This window comes from Natronospirillum sp. (genome assembly GCF_022565775.1).
In the GTDB taxonomy this organism is placed as follows: Bacteria; Pseudomonadota; Gammaproteobacteria; order Pseudomonadales; family Natronospirillaceae; genus Natronospirillum.
In genome coordinates this window covers 1-18985 of the sequence record NZ_JAIUMC010000060.1, presented here as the reverse complement: position 1 = coordinate 18985, position 18985 = coordinate 1, and the positions used below count along the sequence as shown (strand labels likewise).

General features: G+C 59.5%; 15 protein-coding genes and 1 pseudogene. 7 read left to right on the top strand and 9 right to left on the bottom strand.

Annotation, left to right across the window (positions count from 1 at the left end; translation table 11 throughout):
- Positions 1 to 49 precede the first annotated feature (49 nt).
- Positions 50 to 811: pseudogene (locus LAT62_RS11380) on the bottom strand (3-oxoadipyl-CoA thiolase); the annotation flags it as partial.
- 25 nt (positions 812 to 836) lie between these two features.
- Positions 837 to 2378 carry a 3-hydroxyacyl-CoA dehydrogenase gene (locus LAT62_RS11375; RefSeq protein ID WP_293383642.1) on the bottom strand — a complete coding sequence of 514 codons (1542 nt, stop codon included), beginning with the start codon at positions 2376 to 2378 and terminating at the stop codon, positions 837 to 839.
- 176 nt (positions 2379 to 2554) lie between these two features.
- On the opposite strand from LAT62_RS11375, the gene LAT62_RS11370 reads away from it, so the two are divergent.
- The 3 genes from LAT62_RS11370 to LAT62_RS11360 are packed head-to-tail and all read left to right on the top strand — an operon-like array spanning position 2555 to position 6697.
- Positions 2555 to 3706, top strand: a complete 1152-nt coding sequence (locus LAT62_RS11370) for an acyl-CoA dehydrogenase family protein (RefSeq protein WP_293383639.1) — start codon at positions 2555 to 2557, stop codon at positions 3704 to 3706.
- Positions 3706 to 5298: a class I adenylate-forming enzyme family protein gene (locus LAT62_RS11365; RefSeq protein WP_293383636.1), complete on the top strand. Its 1593-nt coding sequence runs from the start codon at positions 3706 to 3708 to the stop codon at positions 5296 to 5298. Before LAT62_RS11370 ends, LAT62_RS11365 begins: the two co-directional genes overlap by 1 nt.
- Positions 5270 to 6697 carry a hypothetical protein gene (locus LAT62_RS11360; protein ID WP_293383633.1) on the top strand — a complete coding sequence of 476 codons (1428 nt, stop codon included), beginning with the start codon at positions 5270 to 5272 and terminating at the stop codon, positions 6695 to 6697. Before LAT62_RS11365 ends, LAT62_RS11360 begins: the two co-directional genes overlap by 29 nt.
- A gap of 84 nt (positions 6698 to 6781) precedes the next feature.
- On the opposite strand, the gene LAT62_RS11355 is transcribed toward LAT62_RS11360, so the two are convergent.
- A complete protein-coding gene (locus tag LAT62_RS11355) occupies positions 6782 to 8536 on the bottom strand; it encodes an alpha/beta fold hydrolase (protein ID WP_293383630.1) in 1755 nt (584 codons plus the stop codon).
- Between the two features lie 250 nt (positions 8537 to 8786).
- On the opposite strand from LAT62_RS11355, the gene pyrC reads away from it, so the two are divergent.
- The gene (pyrC, locus tag LAT62_RS11350; RefSeq protein WP_293383627.1) at positions 8787 to 9824 is read left to right on the top strand and encodes a dihydroorotase; all 1038 of its coding nucleotides are present in this window, start codon (positions 8787 to 8789) and stop codon (positions 9822 to 9824) included.
- Here pyrC and LAT62_RS11345 read toward each other — a convergent pair.
- Together LAT62_RS11345 and eda are read right to left on the bottom strand one after the other, a co-directional pair.
- The gene (locus tag LAT62_RS11345; RefSeq protein ID WP_293383625.1) at positions 9791 to 12256 is read right to left on the bottom strand and encodes a glycoside hydrolase family 2 protein; all 2466 of its coding nucleotides are present in this window, start codon (positions 12254 to 12256) and stop codon (positions 9791 to 9793) included. The genes pyrC and LAT62_RS11345 overlap by 34 nt on opposite strands.
- 32 nt (positions 12257 to 12288) lie before the next feature.
- Positions 12289 to 12915: a bifunctional 4-hydroxy-2-oxoglutarate aldolase/2-dehydro-3-deoxy-phosphogluconate aldolase gene (eda, locus tag LAT62_RS11340; protein ID WP_293383622.1), complete on the bottom strand. Its 627-nt coding sequence runs from the start codon at positions 12913 to 12915 to the stop codon at positions 12289 to 12291.
- Positions 12916 to 13031: 116 nt separating this feature from the next.
- Between eda and LAT62_RS11335 the strand changes: the two genes are divergently transcribed.
- Entirely contained in the window at positions 13032 to 14675 is a 1644-nt protein-coding gene (locus tag LAT62_RS11335) for a BCCT family transporter (RefSeq protein WP_293383619.1), read from the top strand.
- 114 nt (positions 14676 to 14789) lie between these two features.
- Here the strand turns inward: LAT62_RS11335 and LAT62_RS11330 are convergent, their stop codons facing one another.
- Positions 14790 to 15038, bottom strand: a complete 249-nt coding sequence (locus LAT62_RS11330) for a DUF465 domain-containing protein (protein WP_293383616.1) — start codon at positions 15036 to 15038, stop codon at positions 14790 to 14792.
- Positions 15039 to 15150: 112 nt separating this feature from the next.
- Positions 15151 to 15558 (bottom strand): MAPEG family protein, encoded by a 408-nt coding sequence (locus LAT62_RS11325; RefSeq protein ID WP_293383613.1) that lies wholly within the window; start codon positions 15556 to 15558, stop codon positions 15151 to 15153.
- A 152-nt stretch (positions 15559 to 15710) separates the two neighbouring features.
- Between LAT62_RS11325 and LAT62_RS11320 the strand changes: the two genes are divergently transcribed.
- Positions 15711 to 16109: a globin gene (locus LAT62_RS11320; protein WP_293383610.1), complete on the top strand. Its 399-nt coding sequence runs from the start codon at positions 15711 to 15713 to the stop codon at positions 16107 to 16109.
- On the opposite strand, the gene LAT62_RS11315 is transcribed toward LAT62_RS11320, so the two are convergent.
- Both LAT62_RS11315 and LAT62_RS11310 read right to left on the bottom strand, forming a co-directional pair.
- A complete protein-coding gene (locus tag LAT62_RS11315) occupies positions 16103 to 16636 on the bottom strand; it encodes a hypothetical protein (RefSeq protein WP_293383607.1) in 534 nt (177 codons plus the stop codon). The two genes, LAT62_RS11320 and LAT62_RS11315, sit on opposite strands and share 7 nt — an antisense overlap.
- A gap of 84 nt (positions 16637 to 16720) precedes the next feature.
- Positions 16721 to 17875: a response regulator gene (locus LAT62_RS11310; RefSeq protein ID WP_293383603.1), complete on the bottom strand. Its 1155-nt coding sequence runs from the start codon at positions 17873 to 17875 to the stop codon at positions 16721 to 16723.
- Between the two features lie 98 nt (positions 17876 to 17973).
- Here LAT62_RS11310 and LAT62_RS11305 point away from each other — a divergent pair.
- Positions 17974 to 18985: GAF domain-containing protein (locus tag LAT62_RS11305; RefSeq protein WP_293383600.1), on the top strand; the 1012-nt coding region annotated here is incomplete at its 3' end.

Sequence of the window (18985 nt, the reverse complement as noted above, 5' to 3'; positions counted from 1 at the left end):
TGAAACCCTCTTGTATTGATGATATTTCTTCGATTTTGTCGCTCTACCGTCCGGAGGCGTTGCCGGCCGTGACCACACCATCGCTGAACAACGGCGGCAGTTTTGCCAGCTTGTCCGCGTCCGTTCCCGGGCGCGGATGTTCATCGGCCGCTACCTGCAACGGGGGTAGCTTGCGCCCCTGGCTGACTTCAACCGGCACCAGCTCTTCGTCATAGAAGCCACGCTCCAGTGCCTGCTGGTAGAGCGCCTGCGAGCGCGCCGCAAAGGCATCGGCCTGATCGCGCGGCAGCGAGAGATCGGCCGCTATATTGTCGGCTGTCTCCGGCATGCTGTGACTGCCGAACTGCTCTGCTATGAGCGGATTGGCAAAACGAGCCCCGATCACCGTATCAAAGAGCGTCTGATTGCGGGCATAGGGATTTTCGGCCTTGGACAGCACATAGGGCGCGCGGCTCATGCTCTCGACACCACCGGCGATGTAGAGCTCACCTTCGGCGCAGCGAATGGCACGAGAGGCATCAATCATCGCCGCCAGGCCACTGCCACACAGACGATTGACCGTCTGGCCGGCCACGGAAACAGGAAGACCGGACAGCAGCCCGGCATGACGGGCCACATTGCGCGAGTCTTCGCCGGCCTGATTGGTGCAGCCAGCAACCACGTCCTCGAAATGCTCCGGAACAAAGGGGTTGCGTTCCACCAGTGTGCGGATGGCCAGGCCAAGCAGGTCGTCAGGTCTTACACCGGCGAGCTGACCGCCAAAGCGACCGAAGGGTGTACGAATTCCGTCATAAATATAGGCATCTTGCATGAATTACCTCGGTGCAGGTTGGCAGTCAGTTTTCTTCAGCGGTCAGTGGCAGCCCCAGCAGCGCTCTGCGGCGCAACCAGGGGCTGGGCCGGTAGCGCGGGTCACCGGTGCTCTCCAGCAGGTTGTTCAAAATCTCCAGTATTCTGGCCGGCCCAAAGTGATCACCCAGCGCCAGGGGGCCCTTCGGGTAGCCCAGACCCAGTTCTACCGCCCGGTTGATGGTATCCGGTCTGGCGATGCCCTGTTGGGCAATATCACAGCCGATATTCACGATGCAGGCAATGATGCGCTGCAGAACAAAGCCCTGACTGTCCTTCAGCCGGGTTACCGCGCTGCCGTCATCACTGAACAGGGTCATCGCCGCGCGGGCCATGTAAGAGTCGGTGGCCGGGCTGGTCATGATGCTGCGCCGCTTGTCCAGGCCGGCGAGCATGTCGACTCCCAGCGTGCGTGAGGGCGGCAAACCCTGACGCAGGGCGCAGGTACTCACGTCCTCGCCCCAGGGCGTTACCAGGCACAGCGCCTCCGGGTCCTGCTCCGAGGCGGCCGTTGGCCAGCCGGCTGCTTCAACCAGCGCCTTGAGGGCCTGATGGCTGGTTTCATCTTCCGGGCTGATCCAGACCGGACAGGACGCAGTGCGCTCGATCGAGCTTTCTTCCGGCATGACCTGGCGGCCATCCTGATAGCGGTAGAAGCCCTCACCCGTTTTGCGTCCAAAGAGCCCGGCGCTGATGCGCTGCTGCACCAGATAGGCAGGCCGGTAGCGGGGCTCCTGATAATACTGATGATAGATGGAGTCCATGACCGCCCCCGATACGTCCAGACCGGTCAGGTCCATCAGCGTAAAGGGCCCCATGCGAAAACCGCCCTGATCGGTCATGATGCGATCGATATCGGCGCACTCGGCGGTGCCTTCGGCCAGAATACGCAGCGCCTCGGTGCCAAAGGCCCGACCGGCATGGTTGACCAGAAACCCGGGCGTATCGGTGGCTTGAGCCGCGAAATGCCCGAGCTGCTGGCCCAGTTGCATCATTCGCTCCACCACCTGCACTGAGGTTTTGACACCCGGTATGACCTCGACGATTTTCATCAGGGGGACCGGATTGAAAAAGTGAAAGCCGATAATGTGCTCGGGTCTGGCACAGCCGGACGCGATTTGCGTGACCGACAGCGACGACGTATTGGTCGCCAGCACCGTGTCTTCATCGACCAGACTTTCCAGTTGCCCAAACAGGCTCTGTTTGGCCTCCATCTTTTCCACAATGGCTTCGACAATGACATCGCAGTCCGCCAGTTCCGACAGTTCGGCCACCGGGCTCAGGGCCGCCAGAAAACGGTTCTGATCCGCCTCGGTCAGGCTGCCTTTGTTAACCTTCTTCTGCCACAGCCCGGCAACAAACCCGATCGCCTCGTCTGCCGCTTTGGGGTTTTGATCAAAGAGTTTGACGCTGAGGCCAGCCTGGGCCGCTATCTGCGCGATGCCTCGACCCATGGCACCGGTACCCACGATACCCATACGCGTGAATACCAGAGGTTCCCGGGTTGAGTCAGGGCTTGGGCTGGACATGGTGCTTTCTCCACGGGTCAAGGCGATAAATGGGCCACCACAGCGGATTCCACTGTGAAAAACTGAATTCTATTTATTGACTGGCATCCTAGGCTATGTAAAAGTTCAAATCAATATGCGGAAGAAAATACCGCAGTGCGGAATATAAAGACAAAAGCCAGCGGAGTACCAAGATAATGATCAGAGATCAGGAAATACTGGACCAGATGCTGAGCACCCTCAGGAAGTTTGTGCGCGAGCGGCTGATGCCCAACGAAGAGAAGCTTGCCGAAACCGACCAGGTGCCAGCCGACATCCTGCAGGAAATGAAAGACCTGGGTCTCTTTGGCCTGGCCATTCCCGAGGCTTATGGTGGTCTGGGCATGACGATGGAAGAGGAAGTGCTGATCGCGATGGAGATCGGGCAAACCTCGCCGGCTTTCCGGTCCATATTCGGCACCAACAACGGCATTGGTGCTCAGGGTATTCTGATCGACGGCACTGACGAGCAGAAAGAGAAGTATGTACCCCGGATGGCGACCGGTGACATCGTCAGCGCCTTCTGTCTGACAGAGCCCGACTCCGGCTCTGATGCCGCCAGCCTCAGAACCACCGCCATTCGCGATGGTGATCACTACGTATTGAATGGCACCAAGCGCTATATCACCAACGGCCCCGAGGCGGACGTCTTCACCGTCATGGCCCGTACTGACCCGTCAGACAAGAGCGCTTCCGGCATATCGGCCTTTATTGTCGAAGGCGATACCCCGGGCCTGTCGCGCGGCGCAATCGACAAGAAGATGGGTCAGAAGGGGTCACATACCTGCGACATCATCTTCGAGAACTGCCGGGTACCCGCTGCCAACATCATTGGCCTGAAAGAGGGCCAGGGCTTCAAGACCGCAATGAAGGTGCTGGACCGCGGGCGGTTGCACATTTCTGCCGTCTGCGTGGGAGTTGCCAACCGTCTGATCGACGAGTCGGTGCGCTATGCAATGGAAAGAAAGCAGTTTGGTGTGCCGCTGTCCGACCAACAACTGGTGCAGGCCATGCTGGCGGACAGCAAGACCGAGACCTATGCCGGTGAATGCATGGTGCTTGACGGCGCGAGACGCAAGGATGCCGGTGAAAATGTCTCTACTCTGGCCTCCTGCAGCAAGCTGTTCTGCTCGGAGATGGTTGGCCGGGTAGCGGATCGTGCCGTTCAGGTGCATGGCGGGGCCGGTTATATGGCGGAATACGCGGTAGAGCGCTTCTATCGCGATGTGCGCCTGTTCCGCATCTACGAGGGTACAACGCAGATTCAGCAACTGGTCATTGCACGAAATATGGTGCGGGATGCCAGCTGATGGCTCAATCAAACCCGGTACAGGCACCCGATGAACTGATCTTTGGCCGCTGGGCCAGTGATCTGGTGGCCGAGCTGCCGGATCGTCTCAGTAAGCGGGTGCACGACAATGCGCGCCGTTTCCCCGATCAGCCGGCGTTGGTCGAGGGTGAAGTACGCTGGAGCTACCGCGCCCTGTCCGCGCAGATCTACTCGGTAAAGATCTGGCTTGAAGAGCTTGGCCTGAGGCCAGGTGATCGGCTGATGGCGGTCAGCGAAAATTGTCGGGCACTGGTCGTCCTGTTGCTGGCCGCAACCGAAATGGACGCCAGTGTGGCCATCATCAATCCACGTCTGTCGGCCAGTGAAATTGATGCCATCGCGGCAGACTGTCTGCCGAGGCGAGTGGTTTTCACCAGTGGTGCCTCGACAGAGGCGGCTGCCCATGGCCGGCGCCACGAGGCTGAGCCCTTCGTGCACGAGAGTCTCGGTGAACTGATGATCGGCGGCCTGAACAAGGCGGAACCGGACCCGGTATACGCAGAAGGGCATCGCCAGACCGCGGCCCTGATCTACACTTCGGGCACCACGGGCAAACCCAAAGGAGTGATGCTCAGCCATCGGGGCATTCTGTATATCGCGTCCATTTCCGGCGGCATGCGTCACCTGACCCAGGGGCAGCGGGTTTACGGCGTGCTGCCCATGTCACATGTCTTCGGGCTGTCCTCGGTGTGCATGGGGTCCCTCTACAATGGCGCCTGCCTGTATGCCATACCCCGATTTGCGCCCGACGATCTGCTAGATGCGCTGGAGCAGGAGGCCATCACCGTGCTGCAGGGCGTACCGGCCATGTACGCCAAAACGCTTGAACACCTGCGCACCCATCAGCGTACTCTAAAGGCAGAGGCGCTGATCTATATCTCGGCCGGTGGCTCGCCGCTGGATCTGGAAACCAAACAGCGGGTGGAAAAGGTGTTCAACCTGACCCTGCACAATGGCTATGGGCTGACCGAGGCCAGCCCTACCATCAGCCAGACGCGGATCGACCAGCACGCTGAAGACAACACGGTGGGCAGGGTGCTGCCCCTGCTGGAATACCGGCTGCTGCCGCTGACCGAAGACACCCGGGAGAGCGAAACCGCCCCGGGTGAGCTGTGGGTGCGCGGGCCCAACGTCATGCTCGGTTATTACCGGCAGCCCGAAGCCACCGCAGCCTGCCTGACCGCCGACGGCTGGCTGAACACCGGTGACATTGCCCGGGTGGACGACGAGGGCCAGCTGTATATCGTCAGCCGCAGCAAGGAGCTGATCATCCGGTCGGGCTTCAATATCTACCCGCCGGACGTGGAGGCGGCGCTGAACCGTCATCCCGCCGTGATGATGTCGGCGGTCGTGGGGCGTCAGGTGGCCGGCAATGAAGAAGTGATCGCTTACGTACAGTGTGACCCGGGTGCCGAATTGACCGAAGAGGCTTTGCGCGACTTTGTCGCCGACCAGTTGGCCCCATACAAACGTCCCAGCCGCATCTTTGTCATGGACCAGTTGCCGGCCACCGCAACCGGAAAGATCCTCAAGGGACGGCTGCGTGACATGGCCAACGGCGAGACACCCTGAGCGAATGCTGCGCGATGGGTTCAATGTAGCCTTCCTGGCGCTGGCCGCTGTCGCTACCCTGGGCTATCTGGCAAGCGATGCCGAGTTTCTGCGCTACCCGGGCCTGATGCTGCTGGCGGGCTATTTGCTGACCGTGTCCGGGCTGTCGGCGCTGGCCAGACTGCTGTTGCTGGTGGCTGCCCTGATCACCGCCCTGGCCTGGTATCAGGATGCCCTGAACTGGACTACCTTTCTCGCCGCCGCCGACCGCTTCGCCTTCTTTGCCACCTTTATCGTGGCTCTGGGCCTGCTGCGCATACCCGCCTATCGCTCTCGCCTGGTGCGCCACTGTGGCCAGGCCATGTTGCGCCAACCACCGCGCCAGCGCTATCCGATCCTGTCTGCCGGTTCTGCCTTGTTCGGGATCATCATCAATATCGGTGTGCTGAATCTGTTTGCCACCATGATCGAAAAGAGCAATACCCTGAAGGCCGCCAACAACCGGGCCTGGGTGCAGAAAGTTCGGCGTCGGCGCATGATCATGGCGCTGCTGCGCGGCTTCTCACTGGCACCCCTGATTTCGCCCATGGGCATCGGGGTGGCGGTCATCCTGTCGAGCATGCCGACGCTGGGGTGGCATGAACTGGTGCCGCTGGCCTGGGGGGCAGCTCTCCTGATCTACCTGCTGGGCTGGTCGGTCGATGCCGTGACCGGGCCGCAGCCAACAGCCGCCACTCGAGCCAGTCATCAGGCGCCATCGTTGTTGCCTCTGGTGCACTTTACGCTGCTGATGCTCGCCATCGTACTGCTGGTGTTTTCGCTGGTCTGGTTGCTGCAGATTCGATTACCCATTGCCGCCCTGCTCGGCGCCCCGCTGGCGGCCTGCGCCTGGCTGCTGTGGCAAAACCGCGGCCTGAAAACCCATGGCGTCATGCCCACCACCAGGATACTGCGGCGGCAGTTGCCCTGGTTGCTGAGGCCCGTGGGCAATGAGGTCGTGGTGCTGGGTGTTGCCGGCTATATTGGTGTGCTCACCCTTTTTCTGATTGATGTTGAAGCCTCGTTGCACTGGCTCGGTTTCATGCTCGACTGGGGCGTCTGGAACGCGGTACTGGCCATGCTGCTGGTCTTCGGGCTGGCGCAGGTGGGCATCAACCCGATTCTGACCGTGACGCTGCTCGCCAGCCTGTTGCCGCAACTGGCCGTGCCGGGCCTGTCCGAGGCAGCGATTGGTGTTGCCCTGCTCACTGGCTGGACGCTGGCACTGATGTCATCGCCACTGACCGCGTCCATGCTGATCATGTCCCGCCTGTCGGGTGTGTCCTCCTTCCTTATCGGCTATGTCTGGAACCGGCTCTTTCTGCTGTTGGCGGTGCCGATGCTGGCGATGTGGTTTGTGCTGGCCGATGGGTGGGTTTAGACGGGCAATCGATCTGCTTTCGCAGGCACAAAAAAAGGCATGAGGTGGTTCGCACCTCATGCCTTCTAATCAATGGGTCAGCTTTCAGAAGGCATAGTGCGTGGCCTGACCAGCGACCACGATCCAGGTCACCAGCAGGCCATTGATGAAGGCCCCGGTATAAACGCGTCCGGTCAGGCGATAGAAGCCGGTGAACACGACCGCGGCAATGGTCATCAGCGGCACGAACTGCTTGGTGATGATGGCCCACAGCGGCTCGGACGGAATGGCCAGCGTGCCACCCATGAACAGCGGCGTGTACAGGAAGGCCAGAAACAGCAGGTAGCCAATCACCAGCAGTACCCAGTTCACTGCCAGTTCCTGCACGAAGCTGGCCTGTGTGCGGCGCAACTGGCCATGCAGCAAGACCCCGACCACCAGGAAGAAGGCACAGAACGGAACAACATAGCTCAGTGCAATCTGGAACTGCAGCGTGCTCAGCGGCTTGACCCCGAAGACCCAGATTCGATAGTCGACATCAAAGAAGAACATGGTCAGCAGCAGGGAAACATAAGCCACCCCAACCACCGACAGGGCGAACAGGAAAGACCGGACGATCTTGCCCATTTCCACGCGACCATTCCAGGTCAGCCCATAGTGCTCCAGGGTCGCACCAGTCTTGCGGTTCAGCAACAGGTGCCAGGCGGTGAACAGTGCCAGTGCGATCAGGCCAACGCCAATGATCCAGACCATCACCTGAGTCGTGATTTCCTGTGGCAGCAGCGCACTGGGTGTCCAGCCCCAGCTTTCAGTCAGACCCTTGAACTGAAACAGTGTCACTACCGGCAGCACGACAAACACCACGGCGCCGATCCACCAGTTGTAGCCGGTCAGGGCCCGGCTTTCTGCAGGCGTGCCGCGCAGCGACTGGAACGCCGGCAGGTTGATCAGCCGGGTTCCGGCGGGCACCAGCAACATCACCATGCCGAGCAGCGCGATCAGGGTGCCGATTTCCTTCCAGATCCACACCTGGTCAGAACTGGACAGCGACTGACCGCCTTCCAGTGTCTGGTCGAACCAGTCGAGTGCATAGCCAACAGACTCTGTCGAGAAATGGTTGGCCGGGTGAGTGATGGCCGGCTGATGAAACACGCGGGCCGTGCCGTCTTCAATCGAACCGTACACTTCGCCGGGAACAACCGGCTCGTCGGTACCAAACAGGGCCTGGAGCTTCTCGGTCTCGGGAACGTCTGCGGGGATTTCGGTGCCCCACATCAATTGCGAGAATTCATCATACTTCGAGAACACGACAGACAGGTTGCGCGGCCACTCCGGGGTGCCCTCGGGTGCACCAAAGGTACCGGTCGACGAGCCCTGGATCACGATGGACTGATAACCATCCGGGATCACCGCTGCCGCGATCAGTGACGACCAGCCACCCATCGAGTGGCCTTCAAGCCCGATGTTGTCTGCGTCCACGAACTCGAGTGTACGCATGTACTGCAGCGCATTGATACCACCGAAGGCATTGCCGAAAGCCGGGGCATCCGAATAGCCGTGACCGGTCTGGTCGGGCGCCAGGACCACATAGCCACGGCGCGCGAACTCGATCGCAAACGGTGCCTGGGTCTCGTTGGAGTTGATGTAGCCATGCGTGGCCACAATACCCGGGGCCGGGTTTTCATTGGAAACCCCTTCGGGAATGTAGAGTCGGGCATGATTGACCAGCCCATCATCGCCCGCATAGCGGACTGTTTTCACTTCAATGCTGCCGTTACCCGTTTGCACTCGGTTGGCCAGAAAGCCACCAAAGACAATCAGGCCGACAGCCAGTATCAGAAATAGGTTTTGCGGTTTCATAAGGATCCTTTTCTCGTTGTTATGGGCGCTGAAATGTTCGACTTTGCTCGAATTGACGCAAAACTGACCATAACGAAAACCTGTCGCGCAATCAAATTATGAAATGCTATTCCGCATATTGAAACACAATCAGAAAATCAGAGGGGGGGATTGATGACCTGAGGGAACGGCACTGGCTGCTGCACAGGCACCGAGCGGGTCTTGACTCTGCGTGGTATTATTTCAATTAATTTTCAGGAAAATACGCCTCATGCAGAGTATTACCCTTCAGACGCCAGACGACTGGCACCTGCACTTTCGCGATGGTGACATGCTGAAGGAAACCGTGCCGGCCACGGCGCGCTGTTTTCGTCGGGCGATTGTGATGCCCAATCTGGCCCCGCCGGTGCGCACGGCAGACGATGCCCTGGCTTACCGGAGTCGTATTCTGGCCGCTCGGCCGGAAGGGTCTGAATTCGAGCCTCTGATGACGCTTTATCTCACCGACAGAACCACGCCCGAGGATATTGCCCAGGCTGCCGCCGCCGGCATTCCTGCAGTGAAGCTCTACCCGGCCGGTGCCACCACCAATTCAGACGCCGCGGTAACCGACCTGGAAGGCCGCTACCCGGTGCTGGAAGCGCTGCAGAAGCACAAGATGCTGCTGCTGATTCACGGTGAAGTGACCGACGCCCATATCGACATCTTCGACCGCGAGCGCGTGTTCATTGACGAAAAGCTCAAACCCATTGTCGAGCGTTTTCCGGACCTCAGGGTGGTGTTCGAGCACATCACCACCAAGGAAGCGGTCGAGTTTGTCGAGAGCACCCATGCCAATGTGGCCGCCACCATCACACCGCAGCACCTGCTGCTGAACCGCAATGACATGCTGGTGGGGGGCATTCGTCCGCACAACTACTGTTTGCCGGTACTCAAGCGCAACATTCACCAGCAGGCGCTGCGCGCGGTGGTGGCCAGCGGCTCACCGAAATTCTTTCTGGGCACGGATTCGGCGCCCCATGTGCAGGCCAAAAAGGAAACGTCCTGCGGCTGTGCCGGCTGCTACAGTGCCTGGGCGGCGATCGAGCTCTATGCCCAGGTGTTTGACGAGCTGGGCGCGCTGGACAAGCTGGAAGGCTTCGCAAGCCATTACGGGCCCGACTTCTATGGCCTGCCGCGCAACAGTGGCACCATTACGCTGGTGAAAGAGGACTGGCGCATACCCGAGTCCATTACGCTGGCTGACGGAGAGCCCATTGTGCCCTTTATGGCCGGTCAGTCAGTGCCCTGGAAACTGGTGACGGACTGATAGCTGCCCTGCAGGTCATTGATGCGATATTCAGGCAATGCCTCGCCGCGCCAGTGCACCCGCCGGGGTTCGCCGGGCAACAGGGTAAAGCTGTTGTCACTCCAGCGCCCCGGAGCCTCTGCTTCCAGAGTCACGAAATGACCCGGCTGTTCGCAGTGCAGCTCCACCCAGGGGCCCTCGGGGCTGTCCCCGGTTGTTACGCTGATGGTCGCCGGGGGCAGATTCAGCGCCTTCCATGCGGCGAAATAGCCGGTGTTCTCGCACTCAAACTGCTGTCCGCCGGTGGCCATCTCCGCACAGGCAAAAGCGGTGACAAACTCGGCAGTGGCTCGCTTGCTGGTCATTCTGGCTAAAACCCGACTCTCACCCGGTGCCAGTGTTTCGTTCAGTAGCTCCTGCTCCAGCAGTGCGCCCCCCAGGTCGTGCCGGCGCAGAGCGCCTTTGAGTTCTGCCGATTCGGCCAGATCGTTCACCGCGACCAACTGCAAGCCTTCACCGCCCTCCTCCTGCAGCCAGAACAACTGTACCGGCTGATAGAACCGGCGAGCATGATAGTGCAACTGCTTCCAGCCGCCTTCGTAATCCAGACTGCTCCAGGAGGCGACCGGCCAGTTGTCGTTGAGCTGCCAGTAGAGGGTGCCCATGCAGTTCGGGCGCAGCGAGCGCCAGTATTCAATGGCGGTTTTCATGGCAATGGCCTGCTGCACCTGACTCAGGTACAGAAACTGGTCAAAGCCGACCGGAAAGCGGAAATAGCGCGTGAACATCTCGACGATGCGGGCGTTGCCACCGTCGTTTTTCTGGTGGGCTTCCATCACCGGGCTGGTGACATTGCGGTCTTCTTCTTCGGTGAACTGCCGCACCAGACGCAGCGACGGAAACGACTGATAACCAAACTCTGAACAGAAGCGCGGCTTGATTTCGGTATAGGCGCTGAAGGACTGCCCCTCGTGCCAGACATCCCAGAAGTGCATGTCCCCCTTGCTGTCATCATGCCAGGCGTCGCCATAGTCCAGGCTGCCGTTGCACGGCGAGCTGGGCCAGAACAGTCGGCTTGGGTCGGCGCAGGTCACCCCCTGCTCGAGCGCTCGATTTAGCCGGTCATAGTTGACCAGGTATTTCTCGCGCTGGCGGCGTGATTCATCGAACCAGTTGATGGCGCCGATCACCTCGTTGTCGCCACACCAGAGGGCAATACAGCCCCAGGCCTGCAGGCGCGAAACCTGCCAGTCGATTTCCGGCCCCACATCTTCAAGGAATTCCGGCGTACTCGGATAGAGCGCACAGGCGAACATCAGGTCCTGCCAGACCAGGAGGCCGAGACGCTCGCAGAGCTCATAGAAACAGTCATGCTCGTAGAGCCCGCCGCCCCAGACACGGATCATGTTCATGTTGGCGTCAACCGCGCTGGTCAGCAATTGCTCATAGCGTTCCGGAGTGTGTCTGGTCGGGAAGGCATCAGCGGGTATCCAGTTGGCCCCCTTGGCGAATATTTCCACCCCATTGACCACCAGACACATTCGGTTGCCGGTGTCGTCTTCACTCAGGTCCCAGTGCAGCGCACGCAGGCCGATATCACGCTGCCAGCGTTGCCCGTCCAGCTCGGCAGTCAGTGGGTACACCGGTTGGTCACCATAACCGGCCGGCCACCATAGCCTGGGTTCACGGACAGTCAGGTGCGCAGTGCCCTGGTGCTGGCCCGGTGCCAGTGTTACGGAAGCGATTTCATCATCACCCAGAGCCACGGTTACTGTCTGCTCGATCTCGGCCGGGCCGTCGGTATCGACCACCACCTCCAGTTCGACCCGGTCAGCATGATGTTGCTGGAAAACGCGCACCGTCGACAGAAGGCGATCCCGATGAAAGACAATCTCCGGCGCCTTGTAGAGGCCTGTGGAGAGCAGGCAGATACCCCAGTCCCAGCCGGCATCGCACTGGGGCTTGCGCACCAGATTCATGTGCGGAATATCATTGTTCATGTCTGCCCAGGGCACCGGAAACGGCTGCTGTGCTGCCCGTTCGGCACCGAGCGCTGCGTTGTCGTGCAGCGTGATGGTCAACCGGTTGCTGCCCACCTTGAGCAGCCAGGACACATCAAAGTCAAAGCGCCGGAACTGGTTGGCGATGGTACCCAGTTCTGTGCCATTCAAGGCCACCGTGGCGTGGGTATCGACAAACTCCAGACGCAGCGTGGCCTGAGTCGTCAACTGGTCTGCCGCCACCTCGAATACGGTTTCGGCCACCCAGGTTCGCTCGTGCACCCACTGGACACTCGCCTCGTTGGCGCGAAAAAACGGATCGGGTATCTGCTGCGCCTCCAGCAAAAGGTGGTGCACATCGAAGGGAATCTGGCCCGCATACCGCTTCACCGGGTCTTCACTGTCGTGGACGGTCCACGGCTCGACGAGCTTCAACGAGTCGGGCTGGGTCATGGCGGTGCTCTCCTCGAAAAAAGTCTGGAAGCTCAGCCCAGTGTAGCCACTTCTCGCGCCAACTGCTCGATGCGGCTCCAGTCCTTGTTTTGCAGCGCATCACCAGGGACGATCCAGGACCCGCCGACACAGGCCACATTGGGCAGGCTCAGGTAGTCACCGCAGTTGGCAAGGGAGATACCGCCGGTGGGGCAGAAGGTGATATCGGGCAGAGGCCCGTGGAACGCTTTCAGGGCAGGCGCACCGCCCAGCACTGAAGCCGGAAAGAACTTGAAGCAGTCAAAGCCCGCCTCCATGCCCTGCAACACTTCCGACACCGTGGCCGCCGCGGGCAGGAAGGGCATGCTCGACACCCGGCCGGTTTCCAGCAATTGAGGCGTCGCGCCAGGGCTGACCGCGAAGTCGGCCTTCACTTCCTCCAGATCACGGAATTGGCTGGCCCGCACCACAGTGCCGGCACCCACCACCATGCCCTTGACCTGTTTCATGGCCTTGATGACGGCAAGCGCCTGGTCAGTGCGCAGCGTGACTTCCACCACGTCGATGCCGCCGGCCTGCAGGGCCTCGGCCAGAGGCACAGCATCCTCGACATGTTGCAGAGTCAGGACGGGGATGATCGGGTGAGCCTGGTGCAGGATGGGGGCAATTTCGAGTGACATGAATCAGGCTCTCCGCGGCGGGCACGCTAGTAGGCAACTGACAAAGTTACTCTAGGAAATCATGCTAGAATGCTGGCCGCAACCAGAATGCTGCAATACAACCAAAAGGATCCTGCATGTTCACGGTCAGAGCCGTTCGCGGTCTGTTCAAAGGCGTCAATCCCAGAACCACTATTATTACCAGTATACTGATGCTGGCCATCATGCTGCTGGGCACGCTCTGGGCAGGCCCGACAGCCCATGCCATCAGTACCTTTCGCTCGATCATGAACCCGTTCCTGGAATGGTATTACGTGCTGCTGGTCGCCTTCATGCTGTTGTTCATGATCTGGCTGGGTGTAGGCCGTTACAAGAATGTGCGGCTGGGGGATGATCGCGAGGTACCGGAGTTCCGCTTTTTCTCCTGGATTACCATGCTGTTTGCCGCCGGCACCGGCGTCGGCATTCTGTTCTGGGCGGTTGCGCAGCCGATCATGCAGTTTCAGGACAACCCCTTCACCGACGATCCCGGCAGCGCCCAGGCGGCAACCGCGGCCATGCAGTTGTCGTTTTTCCACTGGGGGCTGCATGCCTGGTCCATCTTTTCCTTTGTCGCCCTGGTGCTGGCTTACTTCGCTTTCCGCAAGGGCCAGCCCCTGACGATCAGCTCCGCGTTGCATCCCATGATCGGCAAGCATGCCTATGGCAGAGTCGGCGAGCTGGTCGATATTCTCGCCGTGGTGGCCACCATCTTCGGCATCGCCACCACACTGGGCCTGGGTGTTCAACAGATGAACACCGGTCTCGGCGAAGTCTTCGGTCTGGAGTCCTCGGTGCGGCTGCAACTCTTCATCATTGCCGTGCTGATGGTCATTTCGACAGTGACGCTGGTCTCGGGCGTGGAACGTGGCATGCGTCTGATTTCGGAGGCCAACTTCTGGCTCAGTCTAACGGTGGCTGCAGCGATTCTGTTCTTTGGCCCCACACAATATCTGATCGCTTCGACACTGGAAGCCTTTGGCGTCTACCTGCAGAATCTGCTGAGTCTGGCGTTTTATACCCACGCCAATCAGGACGGCAACTGGCAATCGGATTGGACCGTCTTTTTCTGGGGCTGGACCATGGCCTGGTCACCCTTTGTCGGCATGTTCATCGCGCGCATATCGCGCGGCAGGACGTTGCGTGAATTCGTATTGGGTGTACTCGTGGTGCCCACCCTGATCAGCACGGTCTGGATCGGCCTGCTGGGCGGTTCAGCCCTGTATCAGGAACTGTTCGGGAATGGCGGGATCGTCGAGGCGGTCAACGAAGATGTCACCATGGCGCTGTTTGCCACCCTGGAAGGCATGGACATCGGCATCATTGGCGTGATCCTGTCGGCCGTCATGACCCTGCTGATAGGCACCTATCTGATCACCTCGGCCAACGCCGGCACATTGGTAGTGACGACCATTCTGGCCGGGGGTGACGCCAACCCGCCGAAGCAGCACCGGATCCTGTGGGGCGTTGTGCTGACGCTGCTGACCGGTGTGTTGCTGCTCGCTGGCGGCCTGGAACTGTTGCAATCTGCCGTGGTGGCCGCCGCATTGCCCTTTTCGGTGGTCTTGATGCTGATGCTGGTCGGTACGATGCGCGCACTGCACGAGGAAAGATTTGCAGAAGGGCCCGGCGTGCGCCGGGAAGCCCCTCACGAACCCTGGGTGGTGGATCAGGATACGGGAAAACGGGCTCTGGCTTATGATGTCGAGCGAGGTCGGGAGGCGGCACCAGGGAAAGACTGATGCCCTGTTGCGGCTCAACAGTCTGCCCCATCAAACCACAAGGTTGGCTGATGGGGCACCCGACCCATTGACCCGAGCGCAAGGCAGAGGGGCCGGAGACCCTTGGGGCATGTATTACCCTGCCTTCTTCTCACTCAAATAGGTGGCAATCTTGTCCTTCAGTATCATGCGCTTTTTGCGAAAATCCTCTTCTGTGTGCGTCGCCACCGGTTCGACTTCTGTCTCCATACGGTGAATCGCCCGATTCACTTCATGATAGTCATCTGCCAGCTTGGCAAAATGGGCATCCGACTGCTTCAGCTCATGCATCAGCTCTTTGTGTTCCGGAAATTCTTCAGGCAGTTCATGCGGTGTATGGCTCATTGGACTTCTCTCTGTTGACGGAAAAAATTCAGCGCCCCGACCATTCCGTGCGGAACCTGGCCATGGAGTCGCTCAACACCAGTGTGACACAACTTTGACCGGTATCTAAGCCTCAACCTGCATACCAGGGGGCCAGTATCAGGCCGATGCTGCACAGGTAGCCTGCCGCCCAGACCAGGCTGCGCAAAGTGGCCATATCTTTCACATAGCACACGATGTAGAGCACACGAGCCACAATAAAGGCAACTGCCAGCGTGGCCGAGAGCAAGTGGGCTTCTGCCGCCAGTTCAGCGACCAGGATGCCGGCAGCAAACAGGGGGAAACTCTCAATGGTGTTCTGGTGCGCCGCCAGCGCGCGGGCGCCAGCCCCCTTCATTTGCGCCTGCTGCTCGCGCGGATGATGGTTGTCGTAGCCCGTTGTTTCACGGTTGATGAAAAACATCGCCGGTGCCTTGGACAGTATCACCAGCAGAGCGGCGCAAAGCAGACTCCAGATCAGGATGGACATTCGGTCTTCCATTTCATGTTTGAATTCCCTTGCAGGTACGACTGGGCAACGGTTCAGGATTGCTTTGTTTCTTGCCCGTTCAACAACCGGATTCAACAACGAAACTTGAACCGCCGTGTACGTTACCTATAATGCCGCCTGTTCCACTGTCTTGCGAGGTAGTCATGCCCAGCCGCGAGAGTGACCGCGTGTTCCAGAGTTATGGACGGGTCTGCAACAATCCGCAGTTCTTTGTGGATTTCTACGACCGATTCATGAACAGCTCACCGACCATCAAGGCGCGTTTCGCAGATGTTGACATGAAACAGCAGCGACACTTGCTGCGCAATGGCATCATGCAATTGGTGTTGCATGCCCGCGGCATGGCCGACACCAAGCTGAGAGACCTTGCCAAAAGTCATTCTCGCACAGGCCATGACATTGATCCGGCCTGGTATGATCTGTGGCTGGACGCTCTGATCGCTACCATCAGATATCATGACCCCGAATACAGTGATGAAGTCGCGCACGCCTGGCGCACCGCCATCATGCCCGGTATCGAGATCATACGCAGCGGCTACTGACGCTCGCGCAATTGTTCCATTCGCTCTTCGGCGCTGGCGGGTGGTTGCCGATTCAGTGGAGTATGGCCGGAGACACCACCGGTCAGGTCGCCAGTTGGCCCCTCACGAAGGTCGAAGAACTCCACTGCAATGTGTTCGGGCGGGCGACGCATGGAGGCCAGAAACGCCGCATCCAGCACACGAGCTAGCCGCGGACTCTCCATCGGCAAGTGGCTCTCAGACTGTCCAAGCATGGCTTCCGCCATCAGTAGCAGTTCCAACACGCCATCCTGCCGTGCCGGTCCGATCAGATTGCGAACCTCCCCATAGGCTATTTCTTCTCCTGTATTTTTGTGCCAGAACACCACATCGGCATGTTCGGCGGGAATACCAATCTGCGCTTCGATGGCCGCAGCAAACACGGTCTGGGGGTCTGCGCCCTGCAGCAAAAGCTGCATAGGGTCAAGCAGAGCCGTATCGGCCGCGACACGCCAGGGTGCCAAAGCCAATAGAATCAATAATCCCACAAAAACTTTCGGACTGAGCATAAGGCTATGATCCTGACTCCAGCGCATTCATTAGAATAATTTAATATTAAATCACAAAGACGACGTTGATACGAACACGAAGCACTATTCTACCGCCCCGTCGTCCACCCCTGCCTGTCGTGCCCAGCGTTTCATCTGCTGAACAGGAACATCCCGGACCACCAGCGCTCTGGCAAGACGCATGATGAGTTGCTGTCGTGTCACATGGTCTTTGGGCAGGGCATAGGCTGCCCCCATCAGGGTCCGCAATTCGAGGGGCATATGCCATTTCACTTTCAGCCTATTGCCATACTGAGCGGCATGCTCATTCAGTGCCTTCACGATGTCCGCTTCTTCGACCTCGCCATGATGATCGGCATAATGGCACAGGGCCGCCAATACTGCCTTGTCGCCGAGGTTGTGCAGCATCCCCGCAGTAAAAGCGAGTTTTGGATCGGCATGGACCTTCGCCGCCAGTTGAGTGGCCAGATGCGCCACGCGGGTGGATTCTGCATCCAGGCGCTCGGCAGCACGCGCCAGTTCCGGCGACGGGTAGGCGTCGCGCTGGCCGACCGCCAGCGCGAGCACCAGGTCGACGGCCCGCTCTGTACCCAGTACCCCAATCGCATCGCGCAGCGAACTGACCGACGTACCCGAGCGCGCCTGCAGCATCCGGTTGGTACTCCGGATGGCACGCTCCACAATGCCGCTGTTGTGCTGCCAGGCCAAGGCCAACTCTGCCACTGAGGCGGCCTTGGCCTGTTCGATATTGGTGATATCAGGCACCGGCGTCACCAGGTTCGGCACGGTGTCGAGCACATGGTCAACCTTGGCCAGCCACTGGCCCAGAGTGGGTTGCGGCTGGTCCGCGTCGGGTTCAACACCGTCCGCTCGTTCACCCAATAACCGACGCACACGGTCAATCAGGTCATCGTGGCCAAACGGTTTGAGCATGTAATCATCAACACCCAGCCGGACCATGCGCCTTACCAACTGGCGGTCCTTGTGCCCGGTGAGCATCATGACAGGGACCCTGCTGTTTTCCTGACGAATCATCTCGACCAGTTCCTCGCCGGTGCGCATGCCGTCAAGCCGCCAGTCGCAGATCACCAGATCCGGAACGCCCAGGGCTTGCCAGCGCGCCCACGCTTCCACTACCGAGCTTGCCGCTACTACTTTGGCACCTTTCAGGGCATTGCCCAAAAGCACCGCAATCAGATCAACAATCAGTTCATCATCTTCTACCAGCAAAACGTGCACGTGAGGCCTCGCATAACCAAGAGACTGGACTTAATAGTACTACATGGCAGACACTATGCTGAGCAATCGTTGTCAGGGAAGCCGGAGAGCCCGTTCGCATGCAGTCACCCGCAACGCCCCCCAATGAGTCGGCCCGAGTCCGTGCACTGCAAGATCTGGACATACTGGATAGCGGCTTTGAAGAGCGCTTCGATCGTCTGACTCGACTCTGCCGGGACGCCTTCGGTACTGATATTGTACTGATTTCACTGGTCGACGAGCATCGCCAGTGGTTCAAGTCCTGCCAAGGGCTGGATGTCCGGGAGACCGGGCGCGATATCTCTTTCTGTGGTCATGCCATACTGTCCGATGACATCCTGGAGGTCCGTGACGCGAAGCAGGATGCGCGTTTCAGCGACAACCCCCTGGTGACAGGGCCGCCCCACATCCGATTTTATGCAGGCGCGCCCCTGCGCATAGAGCAGGGCCACCGCATCGGCACACTCTGCCTGATTGACAGCCAACCGCGTAAGCTGACTCAGGAAGAACGCGACAGACTGCGCGACTTTGCCAACGCTGTTGAGTCCGAACTCAATCGACTGACTGACAAGCGTTTGCGTATTGAGTTGACTCAGCAGCGCGATTTTCTGGAGAGCCTCTTCACCAGCAATGTGGTGGCCGTCACCGTGCTCAACGATCAAGGTCAGCTGCTGTTCGCCAATCAACAGGCACAGGCCGTGCTGGGTCTGGTGGTCAACCAGGTCGACCAGGTCGACCAGGTCGACCAGGACATCGTGACCTATGATGACCCTAAGTGGTCAATCGAAAGCCTGGACGGTTCACCTTTTCCGCAGGAACAACTGCCTTTTGCAGTGGTTCGACGCACTGGCCAACCGGTCACGGACGTGCGTCATGCCATCGTCTGGCCTGACGGCACGCGCAAGGCTCTGGCCATCAATGGGGCGCCGCTGAAACGGGGCGCTGCAGGCGACCTGCAGTATGTGTTCGCCATTCACGAAATCACTCATGAGGTCGAAGCCCAGACATCACTGAACAAACAACTGGGGGCACTTGAAGAACTCAGTGCCATTGCCGCTGACCGGGCTCTGTCAGCAGACGATCAGATCCAGC

Bases quoted from the DNA above. Each gene is read 5' to 3' on its own strand.
- LAT62_RS11375 (WP_293383642.1), bottom strand. From the start codon at position 2,378: ATGTCCAGCCCAAGCCCTGACTCAACCCGGGAACCTCTGGTATTCACG.
- LAT62_RS11365 (WP_293383636.1), top strand. From the start codon at position 3,706: ATGGCTCAATCAAACCCGGTACAGGCACCCGATGAACTGATCTTTGGC.
- LAT62_RS11345 (WP_293383625.1), bottom strand. From the start codon at position 12,256: ATGACCCAGCCCGACTCGTTGAAGCTCGTCGAGCCGTGGACCGTCCAC.
- LAT62_RS11325 (WP_293383613.1), bottom strand. From the start codon at position 15,558: ATGGAAGACCGAATGTCCATCCTGATCTGGAGTCTGCTTTGCGCCGCT.
- pyrC (WP_293383627.1), top strand. From the start codon at position 8,787: ATGCAGAGTATTACCCTTCAGACGCCAGACGACTGGCACCTGCACTTT.
- LAT62_RS11320 (WP_293383610.1), top strand. From the start codon at position 15,711: ATGCCCAGCCGCGAGAGTGACCGCGTGTTCCAGAGTTATGGACGGGTC.
- LAT62_RS11330 (WP_293383616.1), bottom strand. From the start codon at position 15,038: ATGAGCCATACACCGCATGAACTGCCTGAAGAATTTCCGGAACACAAA.
- LAT62_RS11335 (WP_293383619.1), top strand. From the start codon at position 13,032: ATGTTCACGGTCAGAGCCGTTCGCGGTCTGTTCAAAGGCGTCAATCCC.
- LAT62_RS11355 (WP_293383630.1), bottom strand. From the start codon at position 8,536: ATGAAACCGCAAAACCTATTTCTGATACTGGCTGTCGGCCTGATTGTC.
- LAT62_RS11370 (WP_293383639.1), top strand. From the start codon at position 2,555: ATGATCAGAGATCAGGAAATACTGGACCAGATGCTGAGCACCCTCAGG.
- eda (WP_293383622.1), bottom strand. From the start codon at position 12,915: ATGTCACTCGAAATTGCCCCCATCCTGCACCAGGCTCACCCGATCATC.
- LAT62_RS11315 (WP_293383607.1), bottom strand. From the start codon at position 16,636: ATGCTCAGTCCGAAAGTTTTTGTGGGATTATTGATTCTATTGGCTTTG.